We start from the raw sequence: 13,718 nt of genomic DNA on the forward strand, positions 1-13,718 counted from the left end.
CGTGGGGCGGTGCGATCACGGATACTGGGTCGCGTTGTGACTCCTCCCTCTCACGGCGAGAGGGCTTCTCACTCGGCCGTCCGAACGCTTCGCGACGGCCGGGCCCCGAGCGGCACCGCACGGGTGCGTGACAGGGCGTAGCGGCGGTGTGACGAAAGGTCATCCGCGGGAGGATCACTCGATACCCCGGCCACGGCCGGAGTACCAGCGAAGGAGTTTGATGTGGAATACGTGATCCTTGCCGTGGTCATCGCCGTGATCGCCGTCGGCGCGGTCGCCGGCCTGGTCGTCAGCGGCAGGCGGCGCAAGGAACTGCCCCCCAAGGCCCCCACCGCGCCGCTGCCCGCCAAGCCGAAGGCGACCGAGCCGAAGCAGCCGGCCCCGGCCGAGCCGCAGGTCGGTGACGAGGCCGCCCCGCCGCGCGAGGCCCCGGTCACCACCGTCGAGGAGGTCGAGCTCCCCGCGCCGGTCGAGACCGTCGAGGTCGAGCCGGAGGAGGCCGTCGAGGCGCCCGCGATCGAGGTGCCCGAGCCCACCGCGGGCCGGCTGGTGCGGCTGCGCTCGCGGCTGTCGCGCTCGCAGAACTCGCTCGGCAAGGGCCTGCTGGCGCTGCTCTCCCGGGACCGGCTGGACGAGGACACCTGGGAGGAGATCGAGGACACCCTGCTCACCGCCGACGTCGGCGTGGCTCCCACCCAGGAGCTGGTGGAGCGGCTGCGCACCCGGGTCAAGGTGCTCGGCACCCGCACCCCGGCCGAGCTGCGCGCGCTGCTGCACGAGGAGCTGGTGGCGCTGATCGGCACCGAGGCCGACCGCTCGCTGAAGACCGCCAAGCACGAGGACGGCCGCCCCGCGGTGGTCCTGGTGGTCGGCGTCAACGGTGTCGGCAAGACCACCACCTCCGGCAAGCTCGGCCGGGTGCTGGTCGCGGACGGGCGCTCGGTGGTGCTCGGTGCGGCCGACACCTTCCGGGCCGCGGCCGCCGACCAGCTGCAGACCTGGGGCGAGCGGGTCGGTGCCCGCACCGTGCGCGGGCCCGAGGGCGGCGACCCGGCCTCGGTCGCGTTCGACGCGGTCAAGGAGGGCATCGCCGAGGGCGCCGACACCGTGCTGATCGACACCGCGGGCCGGCTGCACACCAAGACCGGCCTGATGGACGAGCTGGGCAAGGTCAAGCGGGTGGTGGAGAAGCACGGCGCGGTGGACGAGGTGCTGCTGGTGCTGGACGCCACCACCGGGCAGAACGGGCTGGTCCAGGCCCGGGTCTTCGCCGAGGTGGTGGACATCACCGGCATCGTGCTCACCAAGCTGGACGGCACCGCCAAGGGCGGCATCGTGGTCGCGGTCCAGCGCGAGCTGGGCGTGCCGGTCAAGCTGATCGGCCTGGGCGAGGGTGCCGACGACCTGGCGCCGTTCGAGCCGGCCGCGTTCGTGGACGCGCTGATCGGCGACTGACCCCCGTCGGGGCCGGTTCGCGGGGCGTCCTTCCCAGTGGGGGAGGGCGCCCCGTTCGCGTTCGGGCGCCGTGGAGCCGTGGCCACTGGATCCGTGGATCAGGAGGCGAGCCAGGCCGGCTCTGCCGCCACCGCCCGCTCCCGCCCGCGGTGGCAGGCGTAGGCGAGGGTCCCCAGCAGCAGCCGGGCCTCGGGCGGCCGGGCGGCACTCTCCCGGCAGGGGTGGCGCAGCCAGCGCACCGGGCCGAGGCCGGTGAGCACGGTGGGCGGCGCGGCCAGAAAGGTGCCCTCGCCGTGGCAGACCAGGTCGAGCGCGGCGTCGTCCCAGCCCATCCGGTAGAGCAGGTCGGGCAGCTTGGCAGCGGTGCCGCGGGCGACGAAGAAGAGCAGCCGGCCGCTGGGGGAGGCGAGCACCGGGCCCACCTGGGTGCCCATCCGCTCCAGCCGGACCAGCGCGCGCAGCCCGGCCGGCTCCGGCACGTCCAGCACGTCGAAGGTGCGCCCGGCCGGCAGCAGCACGCTGGCCCCGGGCTCGCCGCTCCACAGCTCGCGCGCCTCGTGCGGCGCGGCGCCGGGCGGCAGCTCGCGGGCGGCGGCGCCGTGCGGGGGATGCAGCCCGGGCGCCGCGCAGTGCGGCCGGCCGCAGGCGCACGGATGGGCCGGTCGCACCCGGGCCGCGGCTCCCGAGCGGGCCTGCGAGCCGCCGAGGGCGACCGTCCAGCCCCAGCGCCCGGCGTACTCGGCCGCGGCCTGGCACGCGGTGGCGCGGATGCGGCGGCGCGAGCCGAACCTCAGATCGCCGAACAGGTTGTCCATGCCTCCCCCAACAGAATTCGATTGCCGGCGGTTACGGGACTGTGACGCACAGTCAAATTCTCGCGTCCAGCGTGCGTTCTCGCGTGGCGGCGCGCGGCGAGCGGAGTGCGCCGTCGAGTGCAGGAGTCGATCCACCCGGTACCGGGCGGGATCCGGCTACCAGTGAAGCGCTGCTGACGGACCGTCGGCTCCCGTCGTGGGGGTGGCGAATGGTGGCGATTCCCGGCGAAGCATCCCCCGGGCCCGGCGCGGCAGGTTACGTTCAGCACACGGACCGGGGCGGTGGGTGCGTGGGCGGGATGACGGCAGGCCCCCGAGCGGGGCCCGGCGGGACTGGGGTGGACCCTCAATGGCAGAGAAGCAGCCAAACGAGAAACTGACGGCCTGGTTCGCGCGCAGCGGCTGGTCCAAGGGCGAGTTCGCCAGACAGGTCAACCGGCAGGCGCGCCAGCTCGGCGCGCACCACGTGAGCACCGACACCTCACGGGTACGCCGCTGGCTGGACGGCGAGCAGCCGCGTGAGCCGATTCCGAAGATCATGGCCGACCTCTTCTCCGAGCGCTTCGGCTCGGTGGTCTCGGTCGAGGACCTCGGGCTGCGCACCGTCGTGCCGGTCTCCACGGTGGCCGGCGGCGGGGTCGACCTGCCCTGGAGCGGCCCGCAGACGGTGCAGCTGATCAGCGAGTACTCGCGCAGCGACCTGATGCTCAACCGCCGCGGCTTCCTCGGGACTTCGCTGGCCCTGACGGCCGGCGCCGCGCTGATCGAGCCGATGCAGCGCTGGCTCACACCCGGCCCCGGCGGCTCGCCCACCCCGATCCTGGCGGCGGCCGGCGGCGGTGAGCCGTTCACCGGCCGGCTCTCCGAGCCGGAGCTGCAGCTGCTGGAACAGACCGCGGGAACCTTCCGCCAGTGGGACGCGCAGAACGGCGGCGGCCTGCGCCGCAAGGCGGTGGTCGGCCAGCTGCACGAGGTCACCGACCTGCTGCAGGAGACCTACGCGCCGCAGATCACCCAGCGCCTGTTCCGGCTCACCGCCGAACTCGCCCACCTGGCCGGCTGGATGTCCTACGACGTGGGCATGCACCCCAGCGCGCAGAAGTACTACGTGCTGGCCCTGCACGCGGCCAAGGAGGCCGGCGACCGCCCGTTCGGCGCGCAGATCCTGACCGACATGAGCCGCCAGATGATCCACCTCAACCGCGGCGAGGACGCGCTGGAGCTGATCCACCTGGCCCAGTACGGCAGCCGGGACTCCGCCACCCCGCGCCAGCAGGCGCTGCTCTACGCGATGGAGGCCCGCGCGTACTCCAACATCGGCGAGGTCAACCGCTGCGCCCGCGCGGTGCGGCTGGCGGAGGACACCTTCACCGACACCGGCGCGGTGGAGAACGACCCCGACTGGCTGCGGTTCTTCTCCAAGGCCGAGCTGTACGCGGAGAACGCGCACTCCTTCCGCGACCTCGCCTACCACTCCAGCCGCAGCCCGCGGTACGCCTCGATGGCCGAGCCGGTGATGGCCACCGCCGTCGACCTGTTCCGCGCCGACAAGGAGAACCACACCCGCTCCTACGCCTTCAACCTGGTCGGCATGGCCAGCGTGCACCTGCTGCGCGGCGAGCCGGAGCAGGCCACGGTGCTGGCCGAGGAGGCGGTGGAGATCGCGGGCAAGGTGCGCTCCGAGCGGCTCAACACCCGGGTCCGCAAGACCTCGGCGGCGGCCACCCGGGACTACCGCTCGGTTCCGGCCGTCCACCGGCTGGCCGACCTGGTGGTGGAGCAGATCCCGGAGTACGAGGCGGTCTAGGCCGTGTCTCACAATTCGCGTCGCGCGCCTGGCGGGAATTGTGAGACACGGCCTAGCCCCGCGGTAGCCCGTTCGGTGGACCCGGGGTGATCGAATAGCCACCCCGGGTGGTGTGCGGCGGTACGGTACCTCACGGCCTGTCATGGCACGGCCGTAGTTCACGTACCCGTAACCGGTGCGTCGACCGCTTCACGACGGCGAAACACCGAGCCGCACTGGCCGAAACCCGTCTTCGGCACTCTCCTGTCCATCGCCGACACCCCGGGTGGCACGGGACAGGATCCCGAGGGTGGCGCGGCGGACACCTGGAGGAGACGCCGATGCCGGACGGCTTCAGCGGGGGCGATACCGCCTTCGTGCTCATCAGTGCGGCCCTGGTCATGTTGATGACCCCGGGCCTGGCCTTCTTCTACGGAGGCATGGTCAGGGTCAAGAGCACCCTCAACATGCTGGTCATGAGCTTCATCTCGCTGGCGATCGTCAGCGTGCTCTGGGTGCTCTACGGCTACACCCTCAGCTTCGGCAACGACTCCTTCCACGGTCTGATCGGCAATCTCGACCACCTCGGCATGCGTGGCATCGGGATGAACGACCTGAACGGCTCGATCCCGGTCACCGCCTTCGCCGCGTTCCAGCTGATGTTCGCGGTGATCACCCCGGCGCTGATCAGCGGTGCGATCGCGGACCGGGCCAAGTTCACGGCCTGGTCGCTCTTCGTGGCCCTGTGGGTCACCGTCGTCTACTTCCCGGTCGCGCACTGGGTCTTCTACACCGACAACGGCCACGGCGGCTGGCTGGTCGACCACCTGGGCGTGATCGACTTCGCCGGCGGCACCGCGGTGCACATCAACGCCGGGGTCGCGGGCCTGGCCCTGTGCCTGGTGCTGGGCAAGCGGGTCGGCTTCAAGAAGGACCCGATGCGCCCGCACAGCCTGCCGCTGGTGATGCTCGGCTCCGGGCTGCTCTGGTTCGGCTGGTTCGGCTTCAACGCCGGTTCGGCGCTGGCCGCCAACGGCGTGGCCGGCATGGCCTTCATGAACACCCAGGTCGCCACCGCCGCCGCGATGCTCGGCTGGCTGGCCTACGAGAAGCTGCGGCACGGCGCCTTCACCTCGCTCGGCGCCGCCTCCGGCGCGGTGGCCGGCCTGGTGGCCATCACCCCCGCCTGCGGCTCGGTCTCGATGCTCGGGGCACTGGCGATCGGCCTGATCGCCGGCGCGGTCTGCGCCGCCGCGATCAGCCTCAAGTACAAGCTGGGCTTCGACGACTCGCTCGACGTGGTGGGTGTGCACGCGGTGGGCGGTGCGATCGGCTCGGTGCTGATCGGCCTGTTCGCCACCGGGCACGTCGGCCAGAGCGCCCAGGGCCTCTTCTACGGCGGCGGCTGGGGGCAGTTGGGCAAGCAGGTGCTGGGCGTCCTGGTGGTCGCGGGCTACTCTTTCGTGCTCTCCTGGCTGCTCGGCCAGGCGATTCAGAGGACGATCGGCTTCCGGGTCGCCGAGGAGGTCGAGGTGGCCGGCATCGACCAGGCCGAACACGCCGAGACCGCCTACGACTTCAGCGCGGTGGGGGCCAGCCTGGCCCGGGCGCTGGGCGGCTCCGCGACAGCGGCGGCCAAGCCCGGCGCCGCCGAGCCCGCTGGACCCAGGACCACGCACAAGACCGGAGTGGACGCCCGATGAAGCTGATCACCGCCGTCGTCAAGCCCCACCAGCTGGAGCCGGTCAAGGACGCGCTGCAGGCCTTCGGCGTCCAGGGCCTGACCGTCACCGAGGCCAGCGGCTACGGCCGCCAGCGCGGCCACACCGAGGTCTACCGGGGCGCCGAGTACACCGTCGACCTGGTCCCGAAGATCCGGATAGAGGTGCTGGTCGCCGACGACGACGCCGAGGACGTGATCGAGGTCCTGCTCAAGGCCGCCCGCACCGGACGCATCGGGGACGGCAAGGTCTGGAGCGTCCCGGTCGACACCGTGGTCCGGGTGCGGACCGGCGAGCGCGGACCCGACGCCCTGTGAATCACCCAGTCTGACATCACCTCACCGGACGGACCCGCAGCGGAGAGCACCCACCGCGGGTCCGTTCCCGCTCGGTCGGGAGCCGCCATGACCGTCGTTGACCCGCTCGAACCCGTGGACTACCAGGCCGCCCGGGCCGACCTGTTCGCCGCCCCCGCACTGACCGGCCGCGAACGGCGCACCGCGCTGGCCGCGTTGACGGACCGCTGGCTGACCGGCCTGCTCGCGGCGGCCGGCGGTGGCGCGGACGGCGTCGCCCTGGTCGCGGTCGGCGGCTACGGCCGCGGCGAACTCTCCCCGCGCAGCGATCTGGACGTGCTGCTGCTGCACGACGGCGCCCCGGTCGGCGCGCTCGCCGACCGGCTCTGGTACCCGGTCTGGGACAGCGGTGTGGGCCTGGACCACTCGGTGCGCAAGCCCGCCGAGGCCCGTGCGGTGGCCGCCGCCGACCTGAAGGCGCAGCTGGGCCTGCTGGACGCCCGGCACCTGGCCGGCGACGCCGAGCTGACCGCCGCGCTGCGCTCGGCGGTGCTGGCCGACTGGCGGGAGCGGGCCGCCGAGCGGCTGCCCGAGCTGCGTGAACTCGGGCGGGAACGGGCCGAGCGCCACGGCGAGTTGGCCTACCGGCTGGAGCCCGACCTGAAGGAGGCCAGGGGCGGCCTGCGGGACGTGGTGGCGCTGGACGCGATCGCCGCCTCCTGGCTGGCCGACGCGCCGCGACAGGGCCTGGACGCCGCCCAGCGCAGGCTCAGCGACGTCCGTGACGCGCTGCACCTGGCCACCGGGCGGGCCACCGAGCGGCTCGCGCTCCAGGAGCAGGACCAGGTGGCCGCCGCGCTCGGCGTGCTGGACGCGGACACCCTGCTGCGCGAGGTCTACCAGGCCGCCCGCACCATCGCCTACGCCGGCGACGTGACCTGGCGCGCGGTGGACCGGCTGCTGGCCGCCCGCCGCTCCCGCGGCCGGCGGCCGTTCCGCTTCGGCCGCGCCGCCGCCCGCGGGGCCGACGCGCTGTCCCGCGGGAGCGCGGCGCGGCGCCCGCTGGCCGAGGGCGTGGTCGAGCAGGACGGCGAGGCGGTGCTCGCCCAGGGCGCCCGCCCGGCCACCGACCCGGTGCTGCCGCTGCGCGCGGCGGCGGCCGCCGCCCAGGCCGGCCTGGTGGTCGGCTACGCCACGGTGCGCCGGCTGGCCGCCGAGACCAAGGCGCTGCCGGTGCCCTGGCCCGACGAGGCGCGCGAACAGCTGATCACCCTGCTCGGCGCGGGCGAGGCCTGCCTGCCGGTCTGGGAGGCGCTGGAGGCCGAGGGGCTGATCACCAGACTGCTGCCGGACTGGGAGCGGGTGCGCTGCCGCCCGCAGCGCAACGCGGTGCACACCTGGACCGTGGACCGGCACCTGATCGAGACGGCGGTGCGGGCCGCCGCGCTGACCCGCCGGGTGGCCCGCCCGGACCTGCTGCTGGTCGCCGCCCTGCTGCACGACCTCGGCAAGGGCTGGCCGGGGGACCACTCGGTGGCCGGCGAGGTGATCGTGCGCGACGTGGCCGCCCGGATGGGCTTCGGCGAGGCGGACGTGGCGAGCCTGGCGCTGCTGGTGCGCCACCACCTGACGCTGGTGGAGACCGCCACCCGGCGCGACCTGGGCGACCCGGCGACCGTGGAGCTGATCGCCAAGACGGTGGGTACCACCGAGCACCTGGAGCTGCTGCACGCGTTGACCGAGGCGGACGCCCTCGCCACCGGACCGGCCGCCTGGAGCGCCTGGCGGGCCTCGCTGGTGGCCACCCTGGCCGACCGGGTGGCGGGCGTGCTGGCGGGGGAGGAGCCGGCGTCGCCGCAGGGCGAGGCCGGCGGCGCCACCGTGGCGCAGGAGCGGCTGGCGGTGGAGGCGGCGCGCACCGGTGAGCCGGCCCTGGCGATGCTCCCCTCCGCGGCCGCGGTGCCGTCCGAGGAGGCCACCGGGCAGGGCGAGCCGACCGGTGCGGAGCTGACGCTGGCCATCGTGGACCGGCCGGGGCTGCTCGGCACGGTCTCCGGGGTGCTGGCGCTCAACCGCCTCACCGTCCGCACGCTGACCCTGCGCGAGCTGGACCCGATCGGCGCGGGCCCGGTGCTGCTGCTCTCCTGGCGGGTGGCCGCCGAGTTCGGCGAGCTGCCCGAGGCCGCCCGGCTGCGGGCCGACCTGCGCCGCGCCCTGGACGGCTCGCTGGACCCCGGACGCCGGCTGGCCGAGCGGGACGCGGCGGTGCCCCGTCGGCGCGGCAGCAGCGTGCCGCCGCCCACGGTCACGGTGGCGCCCGGCGGCGTCTCGGCCACCGCCACCGTCCTGGAGGTGCGCGCGCACGACGCCCCCGGCCTGCTGCACCGGATCGGCCGGGCGCTGGACGAGGCGGGCGTGCGGGTGCGCACCGCCCACGTCAGCACCCTCGGTGCGGACGCGGTGGACGCCTTCTACCTCACCGACGCGGCCGGTGCCCGACTGACCGGGGCCGCCGCCGAGGCGGTGGCCGAGCAGGTGCGCGGAGCACTGCGCTGACCGGGTGGGGCCGGTGGCCGGGGTGTCCGGATACCCTGGTGGGCGACGACCGTACTCATACCGATGCCGCAAGGGACCCGCGACCGACGTGTTCGACACTCTTTCCGACCGCCTCGCAGCGACGTTCAAGAACCTCCGGGGCAAGGGCCGCCTCAGTGAGGCGGACATCGACGCCACCGCCCGCGAGATCCGGATCGCCCTGCTGGAGGCGGACGTCGCGCTCCCGGTGGTCCGGGCTTTCATCAAGCAGATCAAGGACCGGGCGCTCGGCGTCGAGGTCTCCGGGGCGCTGAACCCGGCGCAGCAGATCATCAAGATCGTCAACGAGGAGCTCATCAGCATCCTCGGTGGCGAGACCCGCCGCCTGCAGTACGCCAAGACCGGCCCCACCGTGATCATGCTGGCGGGTCTGCAGGGCGCCGGTAAGACCACGCTGGCCGGCAAGCTCGGCCACTGGCTGAAGCAGCAGAAGCACACCCCGCTGCTGGTCGCCTGCGACCTGCAGCGCCCCAACGCGGTCACCCAGCTGAACGTGGTGGCCGACCGGGCCGGTGTCGCCTTCTACGGCCCCGAGCCGGGCAACGGCGTGGGCGACCCGGTCAAGGTGGCCTCGGACGCGATCGAGTACGCCAAGCAGAAGCAGTACGACGTCGTCATCGTCGACACCGCCGGTCGCCTGGGCATCGACGCCGAGCTGATGCAGCAGGCCGCCGACATCCGGGCCGCGGTCAACCCGGACGAGGTCCTGTTCGTCGTCGACGCGATGATCGGCCAGGACGCGGTCACCACCGCGCAGGCCTTCCTCGAGGGCGTCGACTTCACCGGCGTGGTGCTCTCCAAGCTGGACGGCGACGCCCGTGGTGGTGCCGCGCTCTCGGTGGCGCACATCACCGGCCGGCAGATCATGTTCGCCTCCAACGGTGAGAAGGTCGACGACTTCGACGCCTTCCACCCGGACCGGATGGCCTCGCGGATCCTGGGCATGGGCGACGTCCTGTCGCTGATCGAGAAGGCCGAGCAGACCTTCTCGCAGGCCGAGGCCGAGAAGATGGCCGCCAAGCTGCAGGGCGGCGGCAAGGACTTCACGCTGGACGACTTCCTGTCGCAGCTGGAGCAGGTCCAGAAGATGGGCTCGATCTCCAAGCTGCTCGGGATGCTCCCCGGCATGGGCCAGATCCGCGAGCAGATCAACAACATCGACGACAAGGACGTCAACCGCGTCGGCGCGATCATCAAGTCGATGACCCCGGCCGAGCGGACCGACCCGAAGATCATCAACGGCTCGCGCCGGCTGCGCATCGCCAAGGGTTCGGGCGTCGGTGTCGGCGAGGTCAACAACCTGGTCGAGCGCTTCTTCGAGGCCCGCAAGATGATGACCGCGATGGCCTCGGGCAAGGGCATCCCGGGCATGCCGGGGATCCCGGGCATGGGCGGCGGCGGCAAGAAGTCGGGCAAGAAGGCGCCGGTCGCCAAGGGCAAGCGCAAGAGCGGCAACCCGCTCAAGCGGGCCCAGGAGGAGGCCGCCGCCGCCGAGCGCCGGGCGCTGGGCCCGGGCGCGGGGCAGCAGGCCGGCGCCGACGGCGGTGCGTTCGGGATCGGTGCGGGCAAGGGCCCGGCCGACTTCGAGCTGCCCAAGGAGTTCAAGGACCTGCTCTGATGCTCGTCCGACCTGCGCTGAGCAGGTGATCGCCGTACGGCCCGCCGCCTTCGTCATGAGGTGGCGGGCCGTACGCGTGCCCGATGATGTTGCGATGAGCCGAGTGACCATCCGTGCCCCCAGATCGACCGACACCGGTCCGTACGCCGCAGCGGTGCTGCGATCGGCCGAGCACATCAGGCCGTGGAACCCGGTCGAGCCGGACGGCCTGCCGGACCTGCTGCAGCGTCAGGGTCCCGGGCTGCGCAGCTACCTGATCGTCGACCGGGTGGACGCCGGGCTGGTCGGCAAGTGCAACGTGTCCAACATCGTGATGGGCCGGTTCTGCAACGCCGCCCTCGGCTACGACAGTTACCTGCCCTACGCGGGCACCGGGCGGATGACCGAGGGCATGCGGCTGGTGGTGGACCGCTGCTTCGCCGACCAGGTGGCCGGTGGTCTGGGCCTGCACCGCCTGGAGATCAACGTGCAGCCGGAGAACGAGCGTTCGATCGCACTGGCCCGCCGGCTGGGCTTCCGGCACGAGGGGTTCACTCCGCGGATGCTCTTCCTCGCCGGCGCCTGGCGCGACCACGAGCGGTTCGCCCTGACGGCCGAGGAGTGGCCGCCGCGGGGGGTCTCATGAGCACTCCGGGGTAGACCGGCGCGGCGGCGTTGCTGGTGGATTGTCCGGTTTTCGGCCCGTATGGTCCGGACTGTGACCGAACCCGTGCCGCCCCGCCAGAGTCCCGACCAGCCCTGGCGTTCCGAGGGTGCGCCGCCTCCGCCGCCGCCGACCCCGCCGCGCCGCAAGATGCCCGGCGGCTGGATCGGACTGATCCTCACCGCCCTGGTGGTCTTCCTGATCAGCGATCTGCTGCTGAGCTTCTTCGGCAACGGCGGCGGCACCACCGTCTCCTACACCGAGTTCAACAACGAGCTGAACAAGGGCAACATCGCCAAGATCTACTCCAAGGGCGACGCGATCGAGGGCACCCTGAAGGCGTCCGCGCCCAAGCCGGACGGCGGCAAGGGCAGCTACACGGAGTTCACCACCCAGCGGCCCTCGTTCGCCAACGACAACCTCTACAGCACCCTGCTCACCCAGGGCGTCGAGGTCACCGCCGAACCGGTCGTGCAGCAGCGCAGCTTCCTGGCCAACCTGCTGATCTCGCTGGCCCCGATGCTGCTGCTGATCGTCGTCTGGGTGCTGCTGGCCCGCCGGATGGCCGGCGGGCCGGGCGGTGGGCCGCTGGGCCGCAAGGCCCCGCCCAAGCCGGTCACCCCCGAGGAGGGCAAGCGCACCACCTTCGCCGACGTGGCCGGCATCGACGAGGTCAAGGCGGAGCTGACCGAGGTGGTGGACTTCTTGAAGAACCCGGGCGCCTACCGCAAGCTGGGCGCCAAGATGCCCGGCGGCGTCCTGCTGGCCGGCCCGCCGGGCACCGGCAAGACGCTGCTCGCCCGGGCGGTGGCCGGCGAGGCCGGGGTGCCGTTCTTCTCCGCCTCGGCCTCGGAGTTCATCGAGATGATCGTCGGGGTCGGCGCCAGCCGGGTGCGCGAACTCTTCGCCGAGGCCCGCAAGGTGGCCCCGGCGATCATCTTCATCGACGAGATCGACACCATCGGGCGCAAGCGCGGCGGCGGCAACACGATGGGCGGCCACGACGAGCGCGAGCAGACGCTCAACCAGATCCTCACCGAGATGGACGGCTTCTCCGGCTCCGAGGGCGTCGTGGTGCTGGCCGCCACCAACCGGGCCGACGTGCTCGACCCCGCGCTGCTGCGCCCCGGGCGGTTCGACCGGGTGGTCAACGTCAGCCCGCCCGACCGCGACGGCCGCACCGCGATCCTGGCCATCCACGCCCGCGAGGTGCCGCTCGCCCAGGGCACCAGCCTGGCCGAGGTCGCCAAGAGCACCCCGGGGATGACCGGCGCCGAACTCGCCAACCTGGTCAACGAGGCGGCCCTGCTGGCGGTCAGGCGCCGGCGGCCCAGCGTGGACCAGCGGGACCTCTCCGAGGCACTGGAGAAGGTCCAACTGGGCGCCGTGCGGCCGCTGGTGATGCCCGACGCGGACCGCAGGCGGACCGCGTACCACGAGAGCGGCCACGCGCTGCTCGGCATGCTGCAGCCCGGCGCCGACCCGGTCCGCAAGGTCACCATCGTGCCGCGCGGCCGGGCGCTGGGCGTCACCATGTCCACCCCGGAGGCCGACCGCTACTCCTACACCGAGCAGTACCTGCGCGGCCGGATCATCGGTGCGCTCGGCGGGATGGCCGCCGAGCAGGTGGTCTACGGGCTGATCACCACCGGCGCGGAGAGCGACCTGGAGCAGGTCACCAACATCGCCCGCGGGATGGCCGGCCGCTGGGGCATGAGCGAGCGGGTCGGGCGGCTGACCGCGATCCCCGACGACAGCCAGGGCGCCTACGGCCTGTCCGCCGCGCCCAGCACGCTGGACCTCGTCGACCACGAGGCCCGGCGGATCGTCGCCGAGTGCTACGAGGAGGCACTGGCCACCCTGAACGAGCACCGCCCCCGGCTCGACGCGCTGGCCGCGGCCCTGCTGGAGCACGAGACGCTGGACGAGGAGGCCGCCTACCGGGCCGCCGGGATTGCGCGGGATTCCGCCTGAGGCTGCGTGAGGTCGCGGCGGACCGCGTCAGGTCCGCTCGGCCAGCACGTAGCGGAACCCGTTGGCCATCCGGACGGTGTCGTCCGCCCGGGTGAACGGGTGCAGCGCCTCGGCGACCTCCTTGGTCACCGGTGCCTCGCCCGCGTAGGCCACCGCCGCGTCGAGCCAGCCGGTGGCCAGCAGCCCGCGCACGGCGCTGTCCAGGTCCGGATAGCCGAACGGGCAGCTCACCCGCCCGCTGGCCACCACGCGCAGCCCCGCCCCGGCGGCCAGTGCGGCCAGCTCGCCGGCCCCGCCGAGCCGCAGCGGGTCGGGCGCCCGGCGCGGTCCGCTGCGCCGGCGGGCCACCTCCAGCACGGCCGCGCTCTGGCAGTCCCGGGCCGGCCCGAAGCCGGCCAGCGCCACCAGCCCGCCGGGCAGCACCAGGCGCGCGGCCTCCCGGGCCACCCGGTGCGGCTCCTCGGCCATCCGCAGCGGTTCGAAGACGGTGACCACGCGGTGGGCCGGGCTGCTCCCCGGGCTCCCGGCCGCCACCGCCAGCCGGCGGGCCCGGGCCAGTTCGCGCAGCTCCGGGTCCGGTTCCAGGCCCGCGACCTGGGCCCCGCGCCCGGCCGCCAGCAGCAGCGCGAGGCCGGAGCGGCAGCCCAGGTCGAGCAGGCTGGTCCCGGGGCCGACGGCCGCACGCTCGTGCACCGCCTCGTAGAGCGGCACCAGCGTGCGCTCCTGGATCTCGGCCCAGTCGCGCGCCCGTGAGGCGGGCCGCGGTCGGGGCGGTGCGGGTGCCGTGCCGTGCGCTGAAGCCATCGGGTGGCCTC

The 13,718-nt window shown here is 73.5% G+C and carries 10 protein-coding genes; 8 read left to right on the plus strand and 2 right to left on the minus strand.

Features of this window, described 5'->3' with window-relative positions; all coding sequences use genetic code 11:
• Nucleotides 1-222 precede the first annotated feature (222 nt).
• The gene (gene ftsY, locus OG294_RS26740; protein WP_327069087.1) at nt 223-1,455 is read left to right on the plus strand and encodes a signal recognition particle-docking protein FtsY; all 1,233 of its coding nucleotides are present in this window, start codon (nt 223-225) and stop codon (nt 1,453-1,455) included.
• Nucleotides 1,456-1,553: 98 nt separating this feature from the next.
• Here the strand turns inward: ftsY and OG294_RS26745 are convergent, their stop codons facing one another.
• Nucleotides 1,554-2,270, minus strand: a complete 717-nt coding sequence (locus OG294_RS26745; protein WP_327069088.1) for a bifunctional DNA primase/polymerase — start codon at nt 2,268-2,270, stop codon at nt 1,554-1,556.
• Nucleotides 2,271-2,619: 349 nt separating this feature from the next.
• On the opposite strand from OG294_RS26745, the gene nsdA reads away from it, so the two are divergent.
• From nsdA to ftsH, 7 genes are all read left to right on the plus strand, one after another.
• On the plus strand, nt 2,620-4,077 hold the full coding sequence (gene nsdA, locus OG294_RS26750) for a transcriptional repressor NsdA (RefSeq protein WP_327069089.1): 1,458 nt from the start codon (nt 2,620-2,622) through the stop codon (nt 4,075-4,077).
• A 320-nt stretch (nt 4,078-4,397) separates the two neighbouring features.
• Entirely contained in the window at nt 4,398-5,759 is a 1,362-nt protein-coding gene (locus OG294_RS26755) for an ammonium transporter (RefSeq protein ID WP_327069090.1), read from the plus strand.
• Nucleotides 5,756-6,094 carry a P-II family nitrogen regulator gene (locus OG294_RS26760; RefSeq protein ID WP_327069091.1) on the plus strand — a complete coding sequence of 113 codons (339 nt, stop codon included), beginning with the start codon at nt 5,756-5,758 and terminating at the stop codon, nt 6,092-6,094. Before OG294_RS26755 ends, OG294_RS26760 begins: the two co-directional genes overlap by 4 nt.
• Nucleotides 6,095-6,181: 87 nt before the next feature.
• Nucleotides 6,182-8,629 (plus strand): [protein-PII] uridylyltransferase, encoded by a 2,448-nt coding sequence (locus OG294_RS26765; protein WP_327069092.1) that lies wholly within the window; start codon nt 6,182-6,184, stop codon nt 8,627-8,629.
• Nucleotides 8,630-8,717: 88 nt separating this feature from the next.
• Nucleotides 8,718-10,286 (plus strand): signal recognition particle protein, encoded by a 1,569-nt coding sequence (ffh, locus tag OG294_RS26770; protein WP_327069093.1) that lies wholly within the window; start codon nt 8,718-8,720, stop codon nt 10,284-10,286.
• A 94-nt stretch (nt 10,287-10,380) separates the two neighbouring features.
• Complete coding sequence (locus OG294_RS26775) at nt 10,381-10,911, plus strand: GNAT family N-acetyltransferase (RefSeq protein ID WP_327069094.1); 531 nt, start codon at nt 10,381-10,383, stop codon at nt 10,909-10,911.
• A 72-nt stretch (nt 10,912-10,983) separates the two neighbouring features.
• Nucleotides 10,984-12,903 carry an ATP-dependent zinc metalloprotease FtsH gene (gene ftsH, locus OG294_RS26780; RefSeq protein ID WP_327069095.1) on the plus strand — a complete coding sequence of 640 codons (1,920 nt, stop codon included), beginning with the start codon at nt 10,984-10,986 and terminating at the stop codon, nt 12,901-12,903.
• A gap of 27 nt (nt 12,904-12,930) precedes the next feature.
• On the opposite strand, the gene OG294_RS26785 is transcribed toward ftsH, so the two are convergent.
• Complete coding sequence (locus OG294_RS26785; RefSeq protein WP_327069096.1) at nt 12,931-13,707, minus strand: class I SAM-dependent methyltransferase; 777 nt, start codon at nt 13,705-13,707, stop codon at nt 12,931-12,933.
• Nucleotides 13,708-13,718 lie beyond the last annotated feature (11 nt).

This window comes from Kitasatospora sp. NBC_01302 (assembly GCF_035976515.1).
Classification (GTDB): Bacteria; Actinomycetota; Actinomycetes; order Streptomycetales; family Streptomycetaceae; genus Kitasatospora.

What these genes read in the sequence shown, in the direction of transcription:
- nsdA (WP_327069089.1), top strand. Translation starts at nt 2,620, where the DNA reads ATGGCAGAGAAGCAGCCAAACGAGAAACTGACGGCCTGGTTCGCGCGC.
- OG294_RS26785 (WP_327069096.1), bottom strand. Translation starts at nt 13,707, where the DNA reads ATGGCTTCAGCGCACGGCACGGCACCCGCACCGCCCCGACCGCGGCCC.
- OG294_RS26755 (WP_327069090.1), top strand. Translation starts at nt 4,398, where the DNA reads ATGCCGGACGGCTTCAGCGGGGGCGATACCGCCTTCGTGCTCATCAGT.
- OG294_RS26760 (WP_327069091.1), top strand. Translation starts at nt 5,756, where the DNA reads ATGAAGCTGATCACCGCCGTCGTCAAGCCCCACCAGCTGGAGCCGGTC.
- OG294_RS26775 (WP_327069094.1), top strand. Translation starts at nt 10,381, where the DNA reads ATGAGCCGAGTGACCATCCGTGCCCCCAGATCGACCGACACCGGTCCG.
- OG294_RS26745 (WP_327069088.1), bottom strand. Translation starts at nt 2,270, where the DNA reads ATGGACAACCTGTTCGGCGATCTGAGGTTCGGCTCGCGCCGCCGCATC.
- OG294_RS26765 (WP_327069092.1), top strand. Translation starts at nt 6,182, where the DNA reads ATGACCGTCGTTGACCCGCTCGAACCCGTGGACTACCAGGCCGCCCGG.